Here is a 20,893-nt window from a genome sequence, read left to right on the forward strand (position 1 = left end):
CCCCTTCCCTCCATGGGAATGGCACCACATCTCCGGTACGACGGGCCTCTCCGCCACCATGGGCCAAAGCCCGATCGATGCTCAGCTTGCACTGATCGCGGCGGGCTGCATTGAGGGGGATAGGTTGAAGCACTTTCCATCGACGCCGCGGGCGATCGACTCTACGACAAGGTCTACCCGTGAGTCTACGCGCAAGGGTGTCGCCGGCTGGCGGACGCTGGCGCCGCCAGCCCAGCGCTGCGTGTCGGCCAAGCCTCGCGCAGCGTGATGATGGCTCTATAGCCTGCGCGTAGCGAGCAGCCTGCGGATGTGTTCGCCAGCGCGTAGCGCCAGCGCCTCGATGGTCAACGAGGGCGACTCGCCGCCGCCACTGCTCGGAAAGACCGACGCATCAACGATGAACAGGTTGCGCCAGCGATGGCTGCGGCAGTTGCGGTCGACGACCGAGGTGCGCGCGTCGTTGCCCATGCGACAGGTACCGAAAACGTGTGTGGCGTTGAAGGTGTCGTAGGTACCAAACTCCTCGAAGGCTTGCTCGCACCCGGCCGCCTGCAGAATCTGACGGCACTTGTCGGCCATGAACGACAAGCGGATGCGCTCGGCCTCGTCGATCCGGCTATGGATTCGCGCCAGCGGCTGACCGTACGCGTCGCGCGACTGCGCATCGAGGTCGACGTAGGTGCCGTCGTTGGGAAGAAACTCGCCGATGGCGCCAACGGTGAGCACGCGACCGAAAGTCTCCCGCATGGCTGCCCGATGCGCCCGCCCCCAGCCGCGCGCAACGCGTCGCGCATGATTGATCGGCCCGGCGAGGTCCATTTCAGCCATTCCGGCGTTGAAGCGTACCCCGCCGACTGTTCCGGCAACCGCATCGGGATCGTTGAAGTCCCAGCAGATGCCGTCGACGGGAACACCTCGGTGGCTGCCGAGAGCTTGCGGGTGCAAGGCACTGCTTGCCCAAGCGAGAGTTTCCAGGAAGTTTCTCCCCACTTGCCCGGATTCGTTGGCCATTCCCTGTGGGCAACGCGGACTGGCGGAAACCAGTAGCAAGCGAGGCGTCTGTACCGCGCCAGCCGCGAGGACGAGCACACGCGGGCGCAGCGCATGGTGTAGCCCAGCGGCATCTGCCCATTCGACGCTGGCGACGCGATCGTCATCGCCCGCTTCGAGCGTGAGCACATGGCACCCTGTACGCAGTTCGCAGTGGCCGCTGGCCACGGCTTGCGCTACGAACGTGATGTCGGCGCTGCCCTTGTCAGCGCGCGGACAGCCGCGCGCGCATTGCCCGCAGTAGTTGCAGGCGGGGCGGCCCTGCCATGGCTGGGAGAGGATGGCCAACGGATTCGCTGACCAGCTCATCCCCAGCCTGGCGCACGCTTCGCCGATGCGTTGACTGGCGTAGCTGTGGGGATGCGGCGGCAGCGGATACGGCTGGCTGCGCGGCCGGCGACGGTCGGGCGAGCCGGCGACGCCGATCGCCTGCTCGGCGACAACGTAGAACGGCTCAAGCTCGTCGTAGCCGAGCGGCCAGTCTGCGGCGACGCCGAAACGCGAGGCCATGCGCATTGCCGCGGGGTTGAGCCGGTGCGCTTCGCCGGAAAAATGCAGCGTGCTGCCGCCGACCGCCCGCACGTGGTGATACTGCTCGGCGCTTCGATGGTCGCCACTGCGCGCGCCCAGGTTGTGGTTCCACGATCGCAGGCCGGCGTGCTGCGGATCTAGCCGCTGCATCTGGCCAAAGGTATACGGGTGCTGAAAAGCGCTGCCGGCTGGGAAGGCGCTTTGCTCCCAATCCGGCAGGTGCAGCCGATTCTCACGCAAAGGGTCGTAGGCGGGGCCGGACTCGAGCAGCAGCACGCCGACGCCACGCCGCGCCAGCGCCCAGGCACAGGCGCTGCCCCCGGCGCCAGACCCGACGATGACGACCTCCGGCTGACGGTCCTTCATTGGCGCGCCGGCGGTGAAGCATGGTCGAGGAAGCCGAGCGGCTGCGGCGGACCTGCATAGCCGATGCCGACCCAGGAGCGCGGGTCGGCGTAGGCGTGAAACAGCGCATCGTCGAGCGTCGCCTGGAAAAAAGTGCGCGCCAGAGAACCAAGGGGTGCTGCCGCCGCCTGGCTGACAATCGCTTCGCGCGTCTGGGCGGGCAGAGCGGCAAATGACCGCTCACCGCTCTCGCCCGCTTTCTCCACCAGCCAGGCCAGCCCCTGACGCACGAGCTCGCCATAGCGGGCGTCCCGGGCAACGGCCGCGGCCACCCGCGCGGCAACGCCAAGCGCCAGAGCGCCCGGGAAATCCTCCTCGGCCGGCACGAGCGTTTCCAGCCACGCATCGAGGTCGGACATCGGCATGGGAACGGACTCGGCGGGCGGCGATCTCCTCCACGCCGACCAGCCGACGAACGACGCGGCAAGCGTCGTCCCAGCAAGCACCAGCATCTGGCGGCGAGTCAGTGCCATTTTCCTTTCCTTGGCTGGTGATCAACTCCGTGCTTTGGCGCGCGGGCGAGCGCCAGAATGCGATTGTATTCCCAAAAGGGTGTGTCGAAAATCTTTACACTCAGTTCGACGCTTGCTCGTAACAATCTGTTTGCAGGCCGAAACAAATCTGGCACAATTCTTGCTCTCCATTCCCTGGGGAGGCGACAGGGACCAGACACAGGAGCAAGATATGATCAATGCAAAGAAAAGAACCTTTGGCATAACGACGACACCGCTGGCGGCGGCGGTCCTTGTGCTCGGCGCGTTGGCTGCGCAACCGTCTTTCGCCGGCGTGTCGGGTGGCTGGACGCGCAGTTCGACCGTGGGCGATAGCGTTACCAATAACAACAACGGTACCTGGACCTACAACTACCAGGTCAACAATACCAGCCAGCTCAACGGCGGCCCAGACCGCGAGCCATACGTTGTCGACTGGGAACTGCCGTGGTTCGGTGATGCCGGAATCTCCAACATTGTTTCGCCCAACAACTGGGCATACAGTATCGAGACCATTGGCACGCCGAACGCTGCCACCGGCTGGGAAGGAGTGGCGGGCTGGCAGAACCCGTCAGACCCGTTCTATGCGGGCGCCAGCAGCCCGTTTACCACGGTGACGCAAGTGCTGCACTGGTATAGCACATGTTGGACAGGCGGGCAGCAACCTACGAGTGCCCTAAACGCGCTTGTGGCGATAACATGCGAATTCGGGCTGCAAGACGCCATCCTTCCGGGGGGATCGCTCGCCGGCTTTGGCTTTGACGCCGCCTTCGCACCGACGGGTGCGCCGTATCAGGCGTCGTGGGCATTTCTACCGGTGCGCACGGGTGACCCGGCTTTCCCGCTCGGCGGCATTCCCAATTCACCGAGTATCACACCGCAGGCAGTTCCCGAACCCGGACTTCTCGCGCTGCTCGGTGCCGGGCTGCTGGTCGCCATGGCGAGTCACCGCCGCCGCGCGTAAGGTCGAACGACCGCGAGCACGCCCAATCGCTGGCCGTCAAGGCTGGCGATCGGGTCGTACTCCGACCAGAGACCATTGCGCCGGTGGCTTGTCTGCTGACCACGGGCGGCTCGTAGAGCGTTCCATCAAGAAGCAGCCGCTGCACGTTTTGACGCAGTCGAACGCTTTCCAGCGAAGGACGAACGGCGCGGCGTTCATCTCGTCGATACCTTGACGGATGCGCGTTTGGAGTTCGTCCAGAGAATCGACCCGCATGTGTCTCACCTGAGTCGGACGCCTGGAACACGCGCCTGGCGCTACCGACCACCTCGGCGCCCACCTTCACCGGGCTCCGGGAGAGTAGCTTGCGCATCAGATGCACCTGACACCGTTGCCAAGTGGCCGGCTGAAAGTGCTTGGCGATCGCCAGCGTCAGCCCGCCATGCGCGTCGGAGCCGACCAAAACCACCCCTCGAGGCCACGAACCCTGGGGCGATCGGAAGGCCTCGTTCCCGGTCACCAAGCTCTCACTGTCGCCGATCTGCGCACCCGTAATCTCCCGATATCCGCCCGCCGGAATGTCGCCCGCGCGGGAAAACCAGAATGACACCGCGTATGAATAGCACAATAGCACCTTGAAATTGACAGAAAACCTGAACCCATACGTATGTCTCCGGCGATGCGTTTTCGTCATGGCACGGTACCTATGAACGCCTTGGCGCTTTCCCATTCGCCTCCGAGTGCCACAAGCTTTCTTACCGATGACGAACCAATCTGCCCATCTCGACACCGGCCAACCCACACCGAGGCGTCAATGCCGACCCACCCGTTCATTGCTCTCAGCCTATCCGCCCTGCTGATCGGCGTCAGCACCTCCGGTTCGGCGCAAACACCCCCCGAGCCCAGGGCCTTGCAACGCGAAACGCAACGCCACCTGCGAGCCCCCGTCCAGCCGACGAAACGGTGACTGTCCGTACCGCCCGACCGATGAACGACAACCCCACGGCCATGCGGGTCACTGTCCGCCGCCTGATCACGACGGCGCCACACTGCTTCCGGCGGCCAAACTGCAGGAACGGATCGCCGACCTCATCGACCAGTCGCTGACTTTGCCGAACTCGAGCACGCCGCTCAGCGCATCGCCACCTCTTACCGCCAACGCGGCTGGTTCGTCCGTGTCTACCGGCCGCAGCAGGATGTCGCCGACGGCACCGTCCTTCTTCAGGTCATCGAGCGCCGCGACGAGGGTAGCCGGCTGGAAAACCAGCGCCAGCGCACCAACGGCGAGCAGGTGAGAAGCATCGTCACCCACCGCCTCAAGGTCGGCGAAACGCTCGCCGCCGATGATCTTGAACGTGACCTGCTGCTCGCCAACGACTTTCCCGGCATCCGCGCCACCGGCCTGCTCGAAGCCGGCGAAACACACGCCTCGAAACGGCTGCTGGTGCACGTCGACGACACGCCGGTGATCACCGGCGACCTTCGCATCAACAACCACGGCGTGAAATCGACTGGGCTGACGCAAGCCGTCGGGGGCGTGCCACTCAACAATCCAGCCGGCATCGGCGACCAGCTCAGCCGGCGCGACGAGGACGACCAATTCGGCGCGCCTTCGCGCCGCCACGACATCGATGCGCTGACGCCGGGGCTGAGCGGCGACCTGCGCGACAGCCTGGGCGGTGGCCGCCTGAGCTGGGGCGTACTGCAATTCGCCCGCGACCGCGTGCGCGCCTACCCGGTCAATGCAGCCAACGGCGAACGCGGACTGCTCGTCAAACTCGAGTTGCAGCGCGAACTCGGCAGCGGTGGCAAGCAGCCGCCCAGCGCAGCCCCTCTGCACCGTGGAGTGTCTCCCGTTTGATGAAATCGAGCGTCTCGTCAAAGCCTTGGAGGCGCGGAATGCGCGGCACGGTCAGCTTCAAAGTCAAGAAACCGGTTGAGCGAAAGGGCTTGGCCTCTGAGAAATCGGCGCCATGAGCCACACCTACCGCCTCGTCTGGAACATCGACAGCCAACGTCACGCCCCGACGCCCTGCCCCGCACGGCGGACGGGTCGTTGCCGGTCAGGCCGGCATCGCACCAAGCGGCAAGCGAATGACTATCACCCAGGGCAGCGACAAGGCGATCATCAACTGGCAAGGCGTCGATATCGGCAGTCTGGCCGGCGTCACCATCGCGCAGCCCTCGACCGGCGCCGTAGCGCTGAACCGCGTCGTCGCCGGCGACGCCAGCCAGATCCACGGCCAGCTCGCCGCCAACGGGCGAGTCTGGTTGATCAACCCCAACCGCGCCATCTTCGGCGCCGGCAGCCGGGTCGATGTCGGCTGGCTGGTCGCCTCGACGCTGGGCAGCACCAATGAGAACCTTCTTGCCGGCCAAGCGGTGTTCGCCCGCCTGGGCCGTAGCGACCGCGTGGTCAATCAGGGCGAGACTACCGCCGTTGGCGGCGGCCTGATCGCCTTGCTGTCACCGAGCTGCGCAACGAAGGCGTTCTGCGCGCCAGACTCGGCAACATCGCCCTGGCCGGCGGCGCCGTCGCCGACACCGACACCGGCCGCGCAAACGCTGGACGAGAAGGAAGGCCGCCTGTTGCTGCTGGCCGACATGGAACCCACCGAAGTGAGAGTGGGCCGGACGGCCAGGGCGACATCAAGGTCAACGACGCGCTCGCCTAATCGATCAACACCTTGACGCTGAGCGCCGCCCGCGACATCAACATCAACGCCGTGATGACCGCCAGCGGAACGTCCAGCATGGTGATGAACACTGGCACCGCCAACGGCGGCGACAGCGCCGTCGCCGACGGCACGATCAAGGTCGGCTTCGCGCCCGGAGAGGCCAACGGCTTTGCCGGGCGGGTCGGTTTCCCCGGTCGCTCGGGCAATGACTTGCTGACCATCAACGGTCAGGACTACACCGTCATCAACAGCCTGGGGACATCGGCTGACAGCACCATCTCCTACTTTCCGTCTGCGCCCGCTGATCGCTGCGGCTGGCTGCGCACCACATCCCCAACGCTCGATTCAGTTCGCTGAGTTTCATTGCTGGTCGAAAATGAAAAAGGACGCTGCGGCGTCCTTTCTTCTTTTGTACGGCTTGCCGTCGGCCGCCATGCGCGGCGACAGCGCCTCACACCGGGGCTACCAGCAGCGGCCTCGCCGAGACCAGGTAAGCGCCCCGCCTCCGCCTACTTGGCGATCTGCCTTTCGCGCACCTCTTCCAGCGTCTTGCAGTCGATGCACAAGGTCGCCGTCGGCCGGGCCTCCAGCCGCTTGATGCCGATCTCGACGCCGCACGCGGCGCAGTAGCCGTAGTCGCCCTTGTCGATGCGCTCGATCGTTTCCTCGATCTTCTTGATCAGCTTGCGCTCGCGATCCCGGTTGCGCAGTTCGATCGCAATATCGGTTTCCTGGCTCGCGCGGTCGTTCGGATCGGCGAAAACGGTCGCCTCGTCCTTCATCGTACTCACCGTCCGCTCGATGTCCTCCATCAACTGCCCCTTGAGCGCATCAAGGATGCCGCGGAAATGAGCCAGCTGATCGCTGTTCATGAACTCCTCGCCAGCTTTCGCGACATACGGAGTGAAATGCTTGTAGACCAACTCGTCAGCCATGTTCGAAGATCCTGCTCTCTTGTTTCGGAAAAAAAGCAGATAGATATCAGAAATAAGGCGAGCTTGCAAGCTGCCCCGACGCTTGACGCTTGCTGCGTTTGCGCGGAAGCCGGGCATCGAGCAGCCGGCCGGCGGCGGTCTCCGGCCGCCGCCGGGCAGCGCTTCCGCCACCCTCCGCGATCAGGGCGGTGGCTGCGTCACGAAAACGATACGCGTCAGACCTTGGCGCTGCGCCTCGGCCAGGATTTCGGTGACGCGCTCGTAGCGCGTCGCCCGATCGGCGCGCAAATGCAGTTCCGGCAGCTCATCGGCCGCGGCTGCCTGCCCCAGACGCTGCGCGAGTTCGCTGCTCGTCACCGCGCTTCCATCGATCGACACGCGACCAAGCGCGTCAATGGCGACCGCGACGATGCGCGGCCTGTCGTCCAGCCGCTTGGCGTCCACCTTCGGCAGGTCGATCGGGACCGCGTGGTGGAAGAGCGGCGCGGTGATGATGAAGATGACAAGCAGGACCAACATGACGTCGACCAGCGGCGTCGTGTTGATTTCCGACATCGGCTGATGGCTCGCACCCTGCTCGAAAGAACCGAAAGACATTGGCGTGCTCCTTGCCTCAGGCGCTGCGCTCGGCGCGTAGCGCACGCAGATCGACCAGCTTGTCGCCCGGCCGGCCGCGCAGGCCGGTCGTCAGATAGGCATGCAGATCGTGCGCGTAGCCGTCCAGCCGAGCCAGCGTCAGACGATTGCCGCGCGTGAAGGCATTGAACGCGAGCACCGCCGGAATCGCCACGAACAGTCCGCCGGCGGTCATGATCAAGGCTTCGCCGACCGGACCGGCAACCTTGTCGAGAACCACCTGCGTCGCCCCGGAGAGACCGACCAGGGCGTGGTAGATCCCCCAGACGGTGCCGAAGAGACCGATGAACGGCGCGGTCGAACCGACCGAAGCGAGGAAGGTGAGACCCGACTCGATCGTCGCCTGCGCTTCGACGATCTGGCTGCGTAGCGAGCGCGTGATGAATTCGCTGACGCTGACGCCAGCGCCGATACCGCGATCGGCGTGCTCATGATGCAGTTGCGCCGCATTCGCACCAGCGATCGCCAGGCTGGCGAGAATTCCGGTCCGGTCTTCGCTGCGCAGCACTTCGATCGCCGCGGCCAGACTGGGCGCGCCCCAGAAGGCAGCCAGCGCGCGCGCGTGGCAGCGCCGCGCCTGCCACGCGGCATGCGCCTTGACGGCGATCACGTACCAGCTCGCGACGGAAAGCAGAACAAGGACGATGGCGACCGCACGCGTCACCCAATCGCTCTGCGCCCAGAAGTGAAGCAACCCGATTTCCATGTTCATGCTCTTGATGACCCCATCGTTCGACTCAAACCTGGCGCGCCGCCCTGTGGCCGGCGCGTTCTGTCCCGGCTGCCCGAGGCGCTCCACCACCTGGCCTGGCGCACCTCCGTTCGCCAATCGAGCGCATCAGCCATCGAGGGCAAACTGCAGCGGGACCAGCACGGAAGACTCGATCGCTTCGCTTTCCTGTCGGGCGGGGACGAAGCGCCAGTGCTCGACGGCAGTGCGCGCAGCCTCGTCGAGCCGCGGAAAACCGCTCGACTGCTTGACCTCGACCAGCACCGGCATCCCCTCCGCACTCACTCGAACGCGCAGCACCACCCTGCCCTCCTCGCCGAGCCGGCGCGCCGCCGACGGATAGACCGGCTTCGGATTGCGCAGATAATCGGCGTCGAAACGCGCGGCGACGCGCACTGCCGGCGCGGCGGGTGCGCTTGCCGCTTCGCCGGCGGCAGTGGGCGGCGGCGCCGGCAAGGCAGCCAACGCGGGCGACGCGTCACTGTTTGCGGCGGCGACCGCTGGCGCGCGCGCCAAGGCCACCTTGGGCGCCGGCGCGTGCGTTGCTGGCGGCGGCACGGCACGCTTCGGCGGCACCACCCTTTTCGGCGGCGCGACCCTTGCCGGCTCGTCCAGACTGGGCGCGCGCGCTGGCTCGGCGACGCGCACCGTCAGGGGAACGAGGACCTGCGGCACGGCCGGTCGCCAGACGGCACCGAAGGCGATCAGCAAGGCCACGAGGTGGAGCGCGCCAACCAGGACAAGGAACACGCTGATCCGCCACCAGGGCTGCCGCTTCCTGACGGGCAGCGCATGAAAAGGCGCGCTTGCTCCAACGCTGCCGGGCGAGTCGTCACCGGCTGCCATGGCCGCCGGTGCATGCCGCCGCACATCGTCAAGACCGGCCCGCAGCAAGGTTTTCAGCCTCGGCCAGAGCAAACTGCGCGGGCACGCCGCCCGCCCGCCGCCGCGCCTGCCTGAGGCTGCTGGCCCGAGCTTGCCATGCGTCAATCACTGGCCGCTAGCTGCCAGGTGCTCTTCGTGCCCCGCGGCTGCCGGCCGCGCGAGCAGCGTATAGACCGTCGGCACGACGAACAAGGTGAAGAAGGTACCCAGCAGCAGGCCACCGACGACGACCCAGCCGATCTGCTGCCGGCTCTCGGCTCCGGCGCCGCTCGCCAGAGCGAGCGGAATCGCACCGAGTACCATCGCGCCTGTGGTCATCAGAATCGGCCGCAGACGCAGTTCGGACGCTTCGAGCACGGCGTTGCGCAGTTCGCGTCCCTGCGCCTTCAACTGATTGGCAAACTCGACGATCAGAATGCCGTGTTTGGTGATCAGGCCAACCAGCGTCACCAGACCGATCTGGCTATAGACATTGAGCGTCCCCCCGCTGAGCAGCAGCGCGATCAGCGCCCCGGTCATCGACAACGGAACGGTCAGCATGATGATGAAGGGATCGCGGAAGCTCTCGAACTGGGCCGCCAGGACGAGATAGATGAAGGCCAGCGCGAGAACGAAAGTAAGCGCCAGGGACGCCGACGAAAGTTTGAATTCGCGTGATTGGCCGGCGTAGTCGACCGCGTAACCTGGCGGCAGGGCGCGGCCGGCAGTTTCTTCCAGGAACTTCAGCGCCTCGCCCATCGCATAACCCGGCGCCAGGTTGGCGCTGATCGTCACCGCCCGCCGCTGGGCAAAGTGGTTCAGCTCGCGCGGGCTGACCGTCTCCTCGACCGCCAGCAGATTGCTCAGCGGAATCATGCTGCCATCGCGCGCGCGGACAAAGATGTCGCTGATGTCGGAGGGTGCCGTCCGTTCGCTGTCGGCGACCTGAACGATGACGTCATACTGCTCGCCGGCGCGCTTGAAGCGGGTGACCTGCCGCCCGCCCAACATGGTTTCCAGCGTTCGTCCGACGGTTTCGATCTGCACGCCGGTGTCCATTGCCTTGTCACGATCGACGCTGACCGAGAGTTCGGGCTTGTTCAGCTTGAGGTCGGTGTCGACATTGACGAAACCCGGGTTCTTCGCCACTTCGTCGAGGATCTGGCCGGTCACCCGGTTCAGTTCGGCATACGAAGCCGACGTGACGATGACGAAGTTGACCGGCCTTTCGCGTGGGCTCTGACCGAGCGACGGCGGCAACACCGGAAAAGCGAGCACGCCGGGAATGCCCATGAATTGCGGAAAGAGTTCCTTGACGACCGCCGGCGAACTGCGCTGCCGTGCATTCCAGTCGACCAGGCCGACGAAGGAAATCCCCTGGCTGACTGTCGGATTACCGGCAACCACGAAGTAACGCTCGACGTCGCGCGTGGCCGCGTAGATCCCTTCGAGCTGTCGCGCGTAGCGGTCGGTATAGTCGAGCGTCGCCCCCTCGGGCCCGAGAAAGACGCCTATGATCACCCCGCGATCCTCGGTCGGTGCCAGTTCCGATTTCAATGCGGCGAGGAGAAACCAGTTTGCTGCGGCAACCAGAAAGAAAGCCAGCATGACCAGCCAGCGACGCGCCAGCGCCGCGGTCAACAGCCGGCGATAGCCGCGTGTCAGGCCGTCGAGAATGCCTTCAACCCAGACGTAAGCCCTGCCATGCCGCGTCTCGTGACGCAGCAACAAGGAGCACATCATCGGCGACAAGGTCAGCGCGACCAGCCCGGAGACGAGCACGGCGCCGGCCAGCGTCAGCGCGAATTCGACGAACAGCTTGCCGGTCCGCCCGGTCATGAAAGCGACCGGGGCATAGACTGCAGCCAGCGTGATGGTCATCGCGACGACCGCGAAGCCGATCTCGCGCGCGCCCTGAAACGCTGCCTGCCGCCGCGGGAGGCCTTCCTCGATATGGCGATAGATGTTCTCGAGCACGACGATCGCGTCATCGACGACGAGGCCGATGGCGAGGACCAGCGCCAGCAAGGTCAATGTGTTGATGCTGAAGCCGAAGACAAGCATGAGCGCAAAGGCTCCGATCAGCGACACCGGGATCGTCACCAGCGGAATCAGCGTCGCGCGGAAATTGCGCAAGAAAACGAAGATGATCAACAGGACGAGCAGCATCGCCTCGCCGATCGTCTTGAACACCGCGTCGATCGAGCGGTCGATGAACACCGACGAGTCGTAGGCGATGTTGGCGGTCATCCCGCTGGGGAGTTCGGCCACTACTTTCGGCAACTCGCCGCGCAAGGCGCGCGAAAGCTCGAGCGGATTGGCGGTCGCCTGTTTGATGACGCCCAGCGCGACCGCCGGACGCCCGTTGAAACGCACACTGCTGCGCTCGGACGCTGCGCCGAGTTCGACCCGACCAAGATCGGCAATGCGCACCGGATAGCTGCCGCGCGCGTCGTCCGCCTGTTTGACGATGATCGCGGCAAAGCCTTCCGGATCGCTCAGGTCGGTGCGGGCAACGACGGAAAACTCGCGACTCTGGCTTTCGATGCGGCCAGCCGGCACCTCGACGTTCTGGCGCCGCAGCGCGTCCTCGACATCCTGCGGCGTCAACCTGTACGCTGCCAGACGCGTGCGATCGAGCCAGACGCGCATGGCGAACTTGCGCTCACCGAAAACGCGCACATCGGCAGCCCCCGGCAGCGTCTGCAGACGCGGCTTGACGATGCGGCTGGCGACATCGGTCACCTCGAGCGCCGAATGCTGGTCGGACGAGAAAGCGATCCAGATGATCGGATTGGCGTCGGCTTCGACCTTCGCGATGACCGGTTCTTCGATCGCCGTCGGCAACTTGTTGCGCACGCGCGAAACCCGGTCGCGTACGTCGGCCGCCGCCGAGTCCGGATTGCGCTCGAGTTTGAAACGCACCGAAATCTGGCTGTTTTCCTGACGCGAAATGGAGGTGATGACGTCGACGCCCTCGATACCAGCGAGCGAATCCTCGAGCGGCTTGCTGATCTGCGACTCGACGATCTCGGCCGACGCACCGCGATACGTCGTATCGACGGTGACCACCGGCTCGTCGATCTTCGGATACTCGCGTACCGGCAAGCGGGTGTAGGAAACCAGGCCGACCAGCATGATCGCCAGCGAGAGCACCGTCGCAAAGACCGGGCGACGTATGCACAGGTCGGAGATTTTCATCGACTACCCGTTCTCGCCGCCTCGGTCGAATCCCCGGACGAAGCTGCGGCCGGCCGGTCGCCCGCCGGGGGCTTGGCGCCCGCTGACGCCGCCTGCGCCGCTTCGCCCACGGCGCGTACAGACGCACCCTCGCGCAGTTTCAACTGACCAGCGGTGACCACCTCGTCGCCCTGGCGCAAACCTTCGACAATCTCCACCTGCGCCTCACGCCGCTGGCCGGTTACGATGGCCGCACGCAGCGCCTTGCCGTCGACGACGCGGTAGACGTAGGGCGCCTTGCTGTCGGGAATCACCGCCTGCTCGGGAACGAGCAGGACGTTCGGGCGGCTTGCCAGAATCAGGCGAAGGCGAACGAACATGCCGGGCCGCAACAGTCCCTCGCCGTTCGGCAGACTCGCCCGCAGCGAGATCGCACGCCCGCCCGCCTCGACGAGCGGATTGATCGCATCGAGCACCGCCGAGAACTTGCGTCCGGCCGCCGCATCGCTTGTCACCTCGATCCGCTGCCCGGTCCTGATCTGGGAAAGGTAGGATTCGGGCAGGCGGAAATCGATCTTCAAGGTGCCGATATCCTCCAGATTGACCAGATCCTGGCCCTCCTTGACGTAGTCGCCGATGCTCACGCTACGAATGCCGACGACCCCGGCGAAAGGCGCGCGGATCCGCGTCCGCTCGAATCTGGCCTGCGCCAGCAGAAGCGCGGCCTCCTGCACCTTGAGCGTTGCCTCGGCGTTGTCCAGCGCCTGCCGACTGACGAACTTGCGGGCAAAGAGATCCTGCGTGCGCTGATGGTTGGACCGCGCCAGCGCAAGATTGGCCTGCGCCTGCGCCAGCTCGGCCGCCTGCGTCGCGCCGTCGAGGGCGAGCAGGAGGTCTCCCTTGCGCACCGCCGAGCCATCGCGGAAGTTGATCTGCGCAATCCGCCCAGCGGTCTCCGGCCGCAGGATCACCGATTCGTTCGAACGCAAGGAGCCGACTGCCGTCGCCTCCAGCGCCAGCGATGTGCTGACGACGCGCGCCGTTTCGACAGGCAAAGGCGGTCCACCCGCAGGTCCCGAAGCCGCCGGCCCGGCCGCTCCGGGACGCCCGGGTGCGCCGCCTGCAGCCGCCGTTTGCGGCGTGCCGCCAGGTGGCCGCAGGCCATGCTGCGCGATGTACGCCAGCCCGACCAGACCGGCCAGGGCAAGGACAATGATCAGGATTCGCTTGGTTCGGCTCGGCATATGCTTGCAATTGCCCGCTCACGCGGGCCGGATGAAGGGGTTTGAACTTTGCCGAGTAGTCACTTGCTTCGGGCAGACGGCGAAGTGTACCGAAGCTGAGGGGAAACCGAAACCCCCCGGTTGCTGCTTTGCTGCTGGGGTGCGGCCAACGTGTTCTTGCCAGGCGCGGTGGTCCAGCCCACGTGGGAAGAAGAAGCCTCGCCAGCCGGTGTCGTGCGGCTGGTCGTCGCGAGGCCATGACAGACGGCGCGTAGCGTACCCGATTCGCGCCGGCAATTGGCCATACCTGCATGGAAAGGTGGCATCGCCTTTCCTGCGCGCGTGCCGCGCGCGCTACACTCGCAGACCATCCGAACCAGGCGAGAGATCACCCGTGATGTTCCTGCAACGCGAGCTATCGTATTTCTTCGGCGCCGTTCGCTTCTTCACACGGCTGCCGGTACCCCGGTGGGTTGGCCACAGCAGCGAAGCGCTCGATCGTTCGACACGCTATTTTCCCGCCGTCGGCTTGCTCGTCGGCGCGATTGCCGCAGCAGTCTTCTGGCTGACGGCGCAGATCTGGCCGCGCTCGCTGGCGATTCTGGCGGCGATGGCGAGTTCGCTCTACGTCACCGGCGCGTTTCATGAGGACGGCTGGGCCGATATGGTCGACGGCTTCGGCGGTGGCTGGGAGAAGGCGCAGGTTCTGAGCATCATGAAGGATTCGCGCATCGGCAGTTTCGGCGCCATTGCCCTGGTAATGCTCCTGCTGGCGCGTTTCAGCGCCTTGGTCGAGATCGCGCTGTCACTCGTCCCGGCAGTCCTCGTCGCCGGCCACACGCTGTCGCGCTTTGCCGCGACGAGCCTGCTGCGCGCGCTCGATTACGTGCGTGACGAGGGCAAGGCCAAGCCGCTGGCGACGCGCATCACCGGCGGTGAACTCGCCTGCGCCGGACTGACGGCGCTGCTGCCCTTGCTCCTGCTGCCACCGCGCAGCGCACTGGCGGGCTGCCTGGCGGCAGCGCTGGCGACGTTCTGGCTGGCACGCTTGTTTCGGCGGCGTATCGGCGGCTATACCGGCGATTGCCTGGGAGCGACGCAGCAGCTTGCGGAAGTGGCGTTCTACGCCGGCGTGCTGTGCAACTTTTCCTGATCCGCCATCCGCGTCCGCTGCACGGCGCCGGCCTCTGCTACGGCCAGCTCGACCTCGCCGCCGAAGACCCCGCGCCGGTCGCCCGCCGCCTGCGGCCGCTGCTGCCGGCTGATGCGGTGCTGTGCGCCAGTCCGCTGCTGCGCTGCCGCCGCCTGGCCGAAGCGCTGCACGCGCAGCCGCAGTTCGATCAGCGGCTGATGGAAATCAACTTCGGCGAATGGGAGGGGCAAGCCTGGGACGCCGTCGAGCGCCGCTTGCTCGATCTCTGGGCGGCTGACCCGCTGCATTTCACCCCGCCGGGCGGCGAGTCCGCCGCCTGCCTGCAGGCGCGCGCGGTCGGCGCGGTCGCCGAAATGCGCGCGGCAAGATCGATCGTCGTCAGCCATGCTGGAGTCATCCGCGCGCTGCTCGGGCACTACCTCGGCCTGGCGATCGACGAATGGAGTGTGCTGCCGATCGATTTCGGCAGCCTCAGCCTGCTCGAGATCGAACCCGCGCGGCAAACCGGCGTTCTCCGCTACCTCAACCGCTAGAACGATGAGAAGGAAGACCAAGGCGAGAATGCGGAAACGCCCAGCCCGCGCGCCGAACGCCGGCGTACCTTCCGGCGTACCTTCCGGCGCACTTGGCAGGCCCGCCACACCCGCCGCTCAACCGCGCGGATGGTGCACAGCGTGCAGCGCCTTCAGGCGCTCGCGCGCGACATGCGTGTAGATTTGCGTCGTCGAGATGTCGGCGTGCCCGAGCAGCAGTTGCACGACGCGCAGATCGGCGCCGTGATTGAGCAGGTGCGTGGCAAAGGCATGCCGGAGGACGTGCGGCGAGAGTCGGGCCGGGTCGATTCCGGCGTGCAGCGCGTAGCGCTTGATCAACTGCCAGAAAGCCTGGCGGGTCATCGCCGTCGCGCGCGCGGTAACGAACACATCGTCGCTCTGCCGACCGGCGAGGATCGACTTGCGTGCTTCGGCGAGATAGCCGCGCAGCCAGTGGCAAGCCTCTTCGCCGAGCGGCACCAGCCTTTCCTTGCTGCCCTTGCCGAAGACGCGCACGATGCCCATGTCCAGCTTGAGTTCGTGAAGTTTCAGGGCGACCAGTTCGGAAACGCGCAGGCCGGTCGCATACAGCGTTTCGAGCATCGCCCGATCGCGCTGGCCAAGCGGCGTTTCGCTGTGCGGTGCCGCGAGCAGCGCATCGACCTGCGCCTCCGAAATCACTTTCGGCAGGCGCGCCGGCCGTAACGGCTGGGCAATGTTCAGCGTCGGGTCGTCGCTGCGCCGACCGCGCGCGACCTGGTGCCGATAGAAGCGACGCAGGGTCGACAAGTAACGCGCCTGCGACGAAGCGCGCAGCGTCTGCGCCAGCGTCGCGACGTAGCGCAGCAAGGTCGGCTGGTCGACCTCGGTCAAGCTGCCCAGACGCTGCTCGGCAAGCCAGCCGGCAAGCTGCAGCAGATCGCTGCGATAGCTGGCCAGCGAGTTTCGCGCCAGCCCGTCCTCCAACCACAGCGTGTCGCAGAACGCCTCGATCTCGGCCAGATCGCCGGGATCGGCCGGCAGCTGCGCGTCAGCCAGCTTCATGCGCCAGCAGCCAGCGCTTCACCTCGAGCAGAAAACCGCCGCTCTGCCGGGCAAAACCGCCCAGCCCCCCCTGTGCGGCGAGCACACGATGGCAGGGAACGACGACCGGATACGGATTGGCGCCGCACGCCTGACCGACGGCGCGCGCAGCGCTGTGCACGGCGCGCGCAATCTGCCCGTAGCTCTTCGTCTGGTGCACCGGGATGGCGGCAATCTCTTGCCAGACCAGGCGTTGAAAAGGCGTTCCGGCAGTCTGCAGCGGCAGATCGAAACGGTACTCGGGGTCGGCCAGATACGCCCGCAGTTGCTCGCACACTGCCGCCGCCAAGGGATTGGCCGGCGCGCATGCGGGCTGTGCCGGCAGGAAGGCGATGCGCTCAATGGCGCTGGCGCTGCAGCGCACACCAAGACAAAAGCCCGGCGCGGCAACGATCGCCTGATACGCCGGATCGGCGTCCGGCTCAGCCCGCCATGAGCGCGCCGCCATCAGCCGCTCACGCAGCCTTGCCGAGCAGGGCCTGCTTGAGATCGTCCTGCACCGGCTTGCGTCCGAGCCAGATGCGCAGCAGCGCCTTGTAGAAGTCCTCGCCGGCGATGTCCTTGCCCTTGACCTGCCCGTTCACCGTCAGGCGGGTGCCGCTCTCGGGCAGCCAGTCGATGACGACACTGGTGCCGGTCTTCGCTTCGCCAAGCGCCAGCAGGGCATCGGAGAACTGCTTCAGACGATCCTTCAGGCCGGCCATTTCGGCCTCGCTGTGGTTGCTCGTCATGCCTTCCTGCAGCGCTTCGACGAACTGCTGCGCCGACAGGTCGCGCAGCAGGCTGATCGACACGCGCTTGGCACCGCGCGCACCGACCGCACCCTCTGCGTCAGCATGTTTTCCAGGCAGGTAGAGCGCCATCGCATAGACCTTGAACACCGCCTTCTTGCGTATCCCGGCGCCGTTGACCACGAGTTCGCTGCTCCCGACACGCGTCCGGTCGTCGAATTTGCTGCCGTCGACTTCGACCGCGACCGCAAGGTTGAGCGACAGCGCGGCGAGCGCTGCGACAAGATAAGTTTTCATGCGGTAGTCTCCTTCTCGTGGCAAACAGGTTTCAGGGAATGGGCAGACAGCGCCGGCAGCATGCGCTTGGCGCGCGTCGTGCTCGGCATCTTTGCTGGCATAAGGCAGCGGCGCGCCAGCGTGCGCCGTGCGCCGGCCTCACGCACGTACTTCACCGTGGCCGAGAACGATCCATTTCTGGCTGGTCAGTCCTTCCAGCCCGACCGGGCCGCGCGCATGGATCTTGTCGGTCGAAATGCCGATCTCGGCCCCCAGACCGTACTCGAAGCCGTCGGCAAAACGCGTCGAGGCATTGATCATCACCGATGACGAGTCGACCTCGCGCAGGAAGCGCAACGCGGCCCTGTAGTTCTCGCTGACGATCGCATCGGTATGGTGCGAGCCGTAATGGTTGATATGGGTTATCGCTTCGTCGAGGCCGGCAACGACCTTGACCGCGATGATCGGCGCCAGGAATTCGGTGTAGTAGTCCTCCTCGCTGGCCGGCAGCGCACCCGGCACGCTGGCCAGCGTTTCCGGGCAGCCGCGGATTTCGACCCCCTTCTCGGCCAGCATCGCGGCGATCGGCGGCAGCAGATGTGCCGCCGCGGAGCGTGCGACGAGCAGCGTTTCCGCCGTGTTGCACGTCCCATAGCGTTGCGTCTTGGCGTTTTCGACGATCGCCAGCGCCCTCGCCGGATCGGCCTCGGCATCGACGTAGACGTGGCAGTTGCCGTCCAGATGCTGGATCATCGGCACGCGCGACTCGGCGAGCAGACGCGCGATCAAGCCCTTGCCGCCACGCGGAACGATCACGTCGATGTATTCGCGCAGCGTGATCAGATGGCCGACGGCAGCGCGATCGGTCGTGTCGACCACCTGCACGACATCCGCCGGCAGACCGGCGGCGGCAATCCCTTCCTGCACGAGCGCGGCGATCGCCCGGTTGCTGCAGATCGCTTCCGAGCCGCCACGCAGGATCGAGGCATTGCCCGACTTCAGGCACAGCGCCGCGGCGTCGGCCGTGACATTCGGCCGCGCCTCGTAGATGATGCCGATGACGCCAAGCGGCACGCGCATGCGACCGACCTGAATACCGCTCGGGCGGAACTTCAGATCGCTGATTTCGCCGACCGGGTCGGCCAGCGCCGCGACCTGATCGACGCCCTCGGCCATCGCCTCGACGCCCTTCTCCGACAACGTCAGGCGATCGACCATGGCCGTCGCCAGACCGGCTGCCCGGGCGTTCGCCACATCCTCGCGATTGGCCGCCAGCAGCGTCGCCGCCTCGCGCCGGATCGCCGCGGCGATCGCCCGCAAGGCCTGATTCTTCGTCTGGCTGTCGGCGCGCGCGACGAGGCGCGCAGCGGCACGCGCCCGACGGCCGACATCCTGCATGTACTGCCCGATATCCATCGCTCTGCCCTCGCTGCTCAAGGCTCGGATTATAGGCGCCAACCGGGCTTGCCGGTCAATCGACCGGCGCACCGCGGAAATCGCAGACTGCCGGGAACCACTGGCGACGCAGCGGTTCTTAGCGCTATCATCACGCTGCTTGAGCCACTGCAACCATGAAAAAGAAGAAGCTGATTCTGCCCGCCGAAGTCAAGGTCTGCGCCACGTGCAGTTTCTGGGACGGCGAGCGTTCGGTCGATGGCGAACTCGGCCTGGTCGTGATCAATGCGGACAGTGCGGGCGAGTGCATCGTGCACGAAAAACCGCGCCCCGGTCTCGCCGAAGTACGCCGACAAGCCACCGACTGCGCCTGGGAACACCTGGCGCCGGACGGCGTGGCGAGCGAAGCGGGCAAGGCCGACCAATCCTGATCCAGCAGACCGCGACCGCGGCGACCCGGCGCGGCGCGCGCCGACCGCAGCCGTTCAGCCGTTCAGCCGCTCAGCCCTTCCGCCAGCGGCAAGGCTGAGCGCCAGGCGGCGGAACTCGTTCCACACGTCGCCGCTGCCCAGGCCCTTGATCATCCGGTCGATGTTCGCCGCGTGCTGCAGCGCCGCGGCAGCCTGCGGCGCGCTGCAGCGCTGCAGCGCCTGGCGCATCAGCGACTGCCGTGCGCCCCAGACGCGCGCGTCCTTGAGTAGCGCTTCGAGCGGCCGGCGCGCGGCCAGCCCGCTGCCGATCTGCGCCAGCGCGCGCACTTCCTCGCTGATCGCCCACAGAATCAGCAGCGGCGCCTCGCCTTCCTGCTGCAGGCCGTCCAGAATCCGCACCAGGCGCACCGGGTCGCCGACGAGCAGCGCGCTCCGCAAGTCGTCCAGATCGTAACGGGCGACATTGAGCACCGCCGCGCGCACCTCGGCCAGGCTCAGTTCCTTTGCCGCGTAGAGCGCGCCGAGCTTGACGATCTCCTGGTGCGCGGCGAGCAGATTGCCTTCGACCCGATCGGCGATGAAGCGCAGGCTGGCGGCGTCCGCACGCTGTCCCTGGCGCGCCAGACGGCCGGCGATCCACGCCGGCAGTTCGCCTACAGCCGGCGCGACGAGCTTGACGACGGCGCCCGCCGCCGCGATCGCCGCGACCCAGGCGGCTTTTTCCTCACGCCAGTCGAGCTCGAACGCGCTGACCAGAAGCAGCACGTCGGGGGACGGTCGCGCGCAGTAGTCGTGCAGCGCCGCACTGCCCTCGCGGCCGGGCTTGCCGGTCGGCAAGCGCAGGTCGATCACCTTGCGCGCGCCGAACAGGGACAGACTGCCGCCCGCCTGATAGAGCTCGTTCCAGTTGAAACCCGCTTGTGCGCTGAGCACTTCGCGCTCGTCGAAACCGCGTTGGCGAGCGGCGGCACGAATCGCGTCGGCCGCCTCGATGAGCAGCAGCGGCTCATCGCCATACACCAGATAGACCGGCTGCAGTTCGCGCGCGAGTTGCGCCGCCAATTGCTCGCCTTTGAGCAGCATCGGCGCGCCCGCTACTCGGCCGGCGGCGGCGCCACCGGCTTGACCGCGGCCAGCCGGCGCATCAACTGCTGCACGACATCGTTCTCCATGTCGCGCCAGAGCAGAGCCTCTTCCTGCTGCTTGGCGAGAACGTTCGAATCGTCGTAGGTCAGATCGCGGATCAGCTCGATCTTTGCCGGCGGAACGAGATCGCGCCCCAGCGCGTCGACCACCCGGTAGTTGTAGAGAAAACGCAGGCGCAGTTCGTTGATCCGGCCAGTCCCGGAAACCGTGAAGACGACTCGGTCACGAAATTCCGCGCCGGGCAGCAAGGTGGCCTGCGCGTCCTTGGCCGATTCCGCGACCTGCGTCCCCGACGCGCGGATCAGGCGTTTCAGGCTCGCCCCGATGACCGAATAATCGGGCATCGCCAGATAGATACTTTCATAGGGCAAGGTGTACGATCCGCGCAACTGGAAACCACAGCCGGCGAGCAGCGCCAGCAGCGCGCAGAACAGTCCCTTGCACCAGCGCGGAAGACGCATCGATGTTGTCCTTACCGA

Annotated in this window: 20 protein-coding genes and 2 pseudogenes; 7 read left to right on the top strand and 15 right to left on the bottom strand. The window is 66.2% G+C overall.

All coding sequences use genetic code 11. The features are described from left to right. Positions 1-276: 276 nt before the first annotated feature. Both Q1L59_RS12390 and Q1L59_RS12395 read right to left on the bottom strand, forming a co-directional pair. The gene (locus Q1L59_RS12390; protein ID WP_300332614.1) at positions 277-1,947 is read right to left on the bottom strand and encodes a GMC family oxidoreductase; all 1,671 of its coding nucleotides are present in this window, start codon (positions 1,945-1,947) and stop codon (positions 277-279) included. Next, positions 1,944-2,459: a gluconate 2-dehydrogenase subunit 3 family protein gene (locus tag Q1L59_RS12395; protein ID WP_300332616.1), complete on the bottom strand. Its 516-nt coding sequence runs from the start codon at positions 2,457-2,459 to the stop codon at positions 1,944-1,946. The genes Q1L59_RS12390 and Q1L59_RS12395 overlap by 4 nt, the downstream gene beginning before the upstream one ends. 211 nt (positions 2,460-2,670) lie before the next feature. Here Q1L59_RS12395 and Q1L59_RS12400 point away from each other — a divergent pair, with 211 nt between their 5' ends. Beyond that, entirely contained in the window at positions 2,671-3,441 is a 771-nt protein-coding gene (locus tag Q1L59_RS12400; protein ID WP_300332618.1) for a PEP-CTERM sorting domain-containing protein, read from the top strand. Between the two features lie 313 nt (positions 3,442-3,754). On the opposite strand, the pseudogene Q1L59_RS16765 reads toward Q1L59_RS12400, so the two are convergent. Then, positions 3,755-4,150 (bottom strand): annotated as a pseudogene (locus Q1L59_RS16765) (transposase); the annotation flags it as partial. Between the two features lie 561 nt (positions 4,151-4,711). On the opposite strand from Q1L59_RS16765, the gene Q1L59_RS12410 reads away from it, so the two are divergent. From Q1L59_RS12410 to Q1L59_RS12420, 3 genes and pseudogenes are all read left to right on the top strand, one after another. After that, positions 4,712-5,281 carry a hypothetical protein gene (locus Q1L59_RS12410; protein ID WP_300332622.1) on the top strand — a complete coding sequence of 190 codons (570 nt, stop codon included), beginning with the start codon at positions 4,712-4,714 and terminating at the stop codon, positions 5,279-5,281. 188 nt (positions 5,282-5,469) lie between these two features. Then, positions 5,470-6,111 (top strand): annotated as a pseudogene (locus tag Q1L59_RS12415) (filamentous hemagglutinin N-terminal domain-containing protein); the annotation flags it as partial. Continuing rightward, a complete protein-coding gene (locus Q1L59_RS12420) occupies positions 6,108-6,455 on the top strand; it encodes a hypothetical protein (RefSeq protein ID WP_300332624.1) in 348 nt (115 codons plus the stop codon). The pseudogene Q1L59_RS12415 and the gene Q1L59_RS12420, both read left to right, overlap by 4 nt. Before the next feature lie 152 nt (positions 6,456-6,607). Here Q1L59_RS12420 and dksA read toward each other — a convergent pair whose 3' ends face one another. From dksA to Q1L59_RS12450, 6 genes are all read right to left on the bottom strand, one after another. Next, a complete protein-coding gene (gene dksA, locus Q1L59_RS12425; RefSeq protein ID WP_300332626.1) occupies positions 6,608-7,033 on the bottom strand; it encodes an RNA polymerase-binding protein DksA in 426 nt (141 codons plus the stop codon). Between the two features lie 180 nt (positions 7,034-7,213). Beyond that, the gene (locus Q1L59_RS12430) at positions 7,214-7,630 is read right to left on the bottom strand and encodes a biopolymer transporter ExbD (RefSeq protein ID WP_300332628.1); all 417 of its coding nucleotides are present in this window, start codon (positions 7,628-7,630) and stop codon (positions 7,214-7,216) included. A 16-nt stretch (positions 7,631-7,646) separates the two neighbouring features. Beyond that, positions 7,647-8,375, bottom strand: a complete 729-nt coding sequence (locus Q1L59_RS12435; protein ID WP_311098825.1) for a MotA/TolQ/ExbB proton channel family protein — start codon at positions 8,373-8,375, stop codon at positions 7,647-7,649. 132 nt (positions 8,376-8,507) lie between these two features. Further along, positions 8,508-9,245 carry an energy transducer TonB gene (locus tag Q1L59_RS12440; RefSeq protein WP_300332632.1) on the bottom strand — a complete coding sequence of 246 codons (738 nt, stop codon included), beginning with the start codon at positions 9,243-9,245 and terminating at the stop codon, positions 8,508-8,510. A 144-nt stretch (positions 9,246-9,389) separates the two neighbouring features. Next, positions 9,390-12,464 (bottom strand): efflux RND transporter permease subunit, encoded by a 3,075-nt coding sequence (locus tag Q1L59_RS12445; RefSeq protein WP_300332633.1) that lies wholly within the window; start codon positions 12,462-12,464, stop codon positions 9,390-9,392. Then, a complete protein-coding gene (locus tag Q1L59_RS12450) occupies positions 12,461-13,687 on the bottom strand; it encodes an efflux RND transporter periplasmic adaptor subunit (protein ID WP_300332635.1) in 1,227 nt (408 codons plus the stop codon). The genes Q1L59_RS12445 and Q1L59_RS12450 overlap by 4 nt, the downstream gene beginning before the upstream one ends. 376 nt (positions 13,688-14,063) lie before the next feature. Here Q1L59_RS12450 and Q1L59_RS12455 point away from each other — a divergent pair, with 376 nt between their 5' ends. Together Q1L59_RS12455 and cobC are read left to right on the top strand one after the other, a co-directional pair. Continuing rightward, on the top strand, positions 14,064-14,819 hold the full coding sequence (locus Q1L59_RS12455; protein ID WP_300332637.1) for an adenosylcobinamide-GDP ribazoletransferase: 756 nt from the start codon (positions 14,064-14,066) through the stop codon (positions 14,817-14,819). Continuing rightward, the gene (gene cobC / locus Q1L59_RS12460) at positions 14,804-15,352 is read left to right on the top strand and encodes an alpha-ribazole phosphatase family protein (RefSeq protein WP_300332639.1); all 549 of its coding nucleotides are present in this window, start codon (positions 14,804-14,806) and stop codon (positions 15,350-15,352) included. Before Q1L59_RS12455 ends, cobC begins: the two co-directional genes overlap by 16 nt. A gap of 117 nt (positions 15,353-15,469) precedes the next feature. Here cobC and xerD read toward each other — a convergent pair whose 3' ends face one another. The 4 genes from xerD to Q1L59_RS12480 form a co-directional block, all read right to left on the bottom strand. Beyond that, positions 15,470-16,396, bottom strand: coding sequence for a site-specific tyrosine recombinase XerD (gene xerD, locus Q1L59_RS12465; protein ID WP_300332641.1), 927 nt, complete (start codon positions 16,394-16,396; stop codon positions 15,470-15,472). Continuing rightward, positions 16,383-16,883 carry a methylated-DNA--[protein]-cysteine S-methyltransferase gene (locus Q1L59_RS12470; protein WP_300332643.1) on the bottom strand — a complete coding sequence of 167 codons (501 nt, stop codon included), beginning with the start codon at positions 16,881-16,883 and terminating at the stop codon, positions 16,383-16,385. The genes xerD and Q1L59_RS12470 overlap by 14 nt, the downstream gene beginning before the upstream one ends. Positions 16,884-16,890: 7 nt before the next feature. After that, positions 16,891-17,463, bottom strand: a complete 573-nt coding sequence (locus Q1L59_RS12475; protein ID WP_300332645.1) for a chalcone isomerase family protein — start codon at positions 17,461-17,463, stop codon at positions 16,891-16,893. 138 nt (positions 17,464-17,601) lie between these two features. After that, the gene (locus Q1L59_RS12480) at positions 17,602-18,858 is read right to left on the bottom strand and encodes a glutamate-5-semialdehyde dehydrogenase (RefSeq protein WP_300332647.1); all 1,257 of its coding nucleotides are present in this window, start codon (positions 18,856-18,858) and stop codon (positions 17,602-17,604) included. 155 nt (positions 18,859-19,013) lie between these two features. Here Q1L59_RS12480 and Q1L59_RS12485 point away from each other — a divergent pair, with 155 nt between their 5' ends. Next, a complete protein-coding gene (locus Q1L59_RS12485) occupies positions 19,014-19,268 on the top strand; it encodes a hypothetical protein (RefSeq protein ID WP_300332649.1) in 255 nt (84 codons plus the stop codon). Between the two features lie 54 nt (positions 19,269-19,322). Here Q1L59_RS12485 and holA read toward each other — a convergent pair whose 3' ends face one another. Beyond that, positions 19,323-20,351: a DNA polymerase III subunit delta gene (holA, locus tag Q1L59_RS12490; protein WP_300332651.1), complete on the bottom strand. Its 1,029-nt coding sequence runs from the start codon at positions 20,349-20,351 to the stop codon at positions 19,323-19,325. 11 nt (positions 20,352-20,362) lie between these two features. Continuing rightward, positions 20,363-20,875: an LPS assembly lipoprotein LptE gene (gene lptE, locus Q1L59_RS12495; RefSeq protein ID WP_300332653.1), complete on the bottom strand. Its 513-nt coding sequence runs from the start codon at positions 20,873-20,875 to the stop codon at positions 20,363-20,365. Positions 20,876-20,893: the final 18 nt, after the last annotated feature.

Source organism: Accumulibacter sp., assembly GCF_029255125.1.
In the GTDB taxonomy this organism is placed as follows: Bacteria; Pseudomonadota; Gammaproteobacteria; order Burkholderiales; family Rhodocyclaceae; genus Accumulibacter.

What these genes read in the sequence shown, in the direction of transcription:
- Q1L59_RS12390 (WP_300332614.1), bottom strand. Translation starts at nt 1,947, where the DNA reads ATGAAGGACCGTCAGCCGGAGGTCGTCATCGTCGGGTCTGGCGCCGGG.
- Q1L59_RS12395 (WP_300332616.1), bottom strand. Translation starts at nt 2,459, where the DNA reads ATGGCACTGACTCGCCGCCAGATGCTGGTGCTTGCTGGGACGACGCTT.
- Q1L59_RS12400 (WP_300332618.1), top strand. Translation starts at nt 2,671, where the DNA reads ATGATCAATGCAAAGAAAAGAACCTTTGGCATAACGACGACACCGCTG.
- dksA (WP_300332626.1), bottom strand. Translation starts at nt 7,033, where the DNA reads ATGGCTGACGAGTTGGTCTACAAGCATTTCACTCCGTATGTCGCGAAA.
- Q1L59_RS12430 (WP_300332628.1), bottom strand. Translation starts at nt 7,630, where the DNA reads ATGTCTTTCGGTTCTTTCGAGCAGGGTGCGAGCCATCAGCCGATGTCG.
- Q1L59_RS12435 (WP_311098825.1), bottom strand. Translation starts at nt 8,375, where the DNA reads ATGGAAATCGGGTTGCTTCACTTCTGGGCGCAGAGCGATTGGGTGACG.
- Q1L59_RS12440 (WP_300332632.1), bottom strand. Translation starts at nt 9,245, where the DNA reads ATGGCAGCCGGTGACGACTCGCCCGGCAGCGTTGGAGCAAGCGCGCCT.
- Q1L59_RS12445 (WP_300332633.1), bottom strand. Translation starts at nt 12,464, where the DNA reads ATGAAAATCTCCGACCTGTGCATACGTCGCCCGGTCTTTGCGACGGTG.
- Q1L59_RS12450 (WP_300332635.1), bottom strand. Translation starts at nt 13,687, where the DNA reads ATGCCGAGCCGAACCAAGCGAATCCTGATCATTGTCCTTGCCCTGGCC.
- Q1L59_RS12455 (WP_300332637.1), top strand. Translation starts at nt 14,064, where the DNA reads ATGTTCCTGCAACGCGAGCTATCGTATTTCTTCGGCGCCGTTCGCTTC.
- xerD (WP_300332641.1), bottom strand. Translation starts at nt 16,396, where the DNA reads ATGAAGCTGGCTGACGCGCAGCTGCCGGCCGATCCCGGCGATCTGGCC.
- Q1L59_RS12470 (WP_300332643.1), bottom strand. Translation starts at nt 16,883, where the DNA reads ATGGCGGCGCGCTCATGGCGGGCTGAGCCGGACGCCGATCCGGCGTAT.
- Q1L59_RS12475 (WP_300332645.1), bottom strand. Translation starts at nt 17,463, where the DNA reads ATGAAAACTTATCTTGTCGCAGCGCTCGCCGCGCTGTCGCTCAACCTT.
- Q1L59_RS12480 (WP_300332647.1), bottom strand. Translation starts at nt 18,858, where the DNA reads ATGGATATCGGGCAGTACATGCAGGATGTCGGCCGTCGGGCGCGTGCC.
- Q1L59_RS12485 (WP_300332649.1), top strand. Translation starts at nt 19,014, where the DNA reads ATGAAAAAGAAGAAGCTGATTCTGCCCGCCGAAGTCAAGGTCTGCGCC.
- holA (WP_300332651.1), bottom strand. Translation starts at nt 20,351, where the DNA reads ATGCTGCTCAAAGGCGAGCAATTGGCGGCGCAACTCGCGCGCGAACTG.
- lptE (WP_300332653.1), bottom strand. Translation starts at nt 20,875, where the DNA reads ATGCGTCTTCCGCGCTGGTGCAAGGGACTGTTCTGCGCGCTGCTGGCG.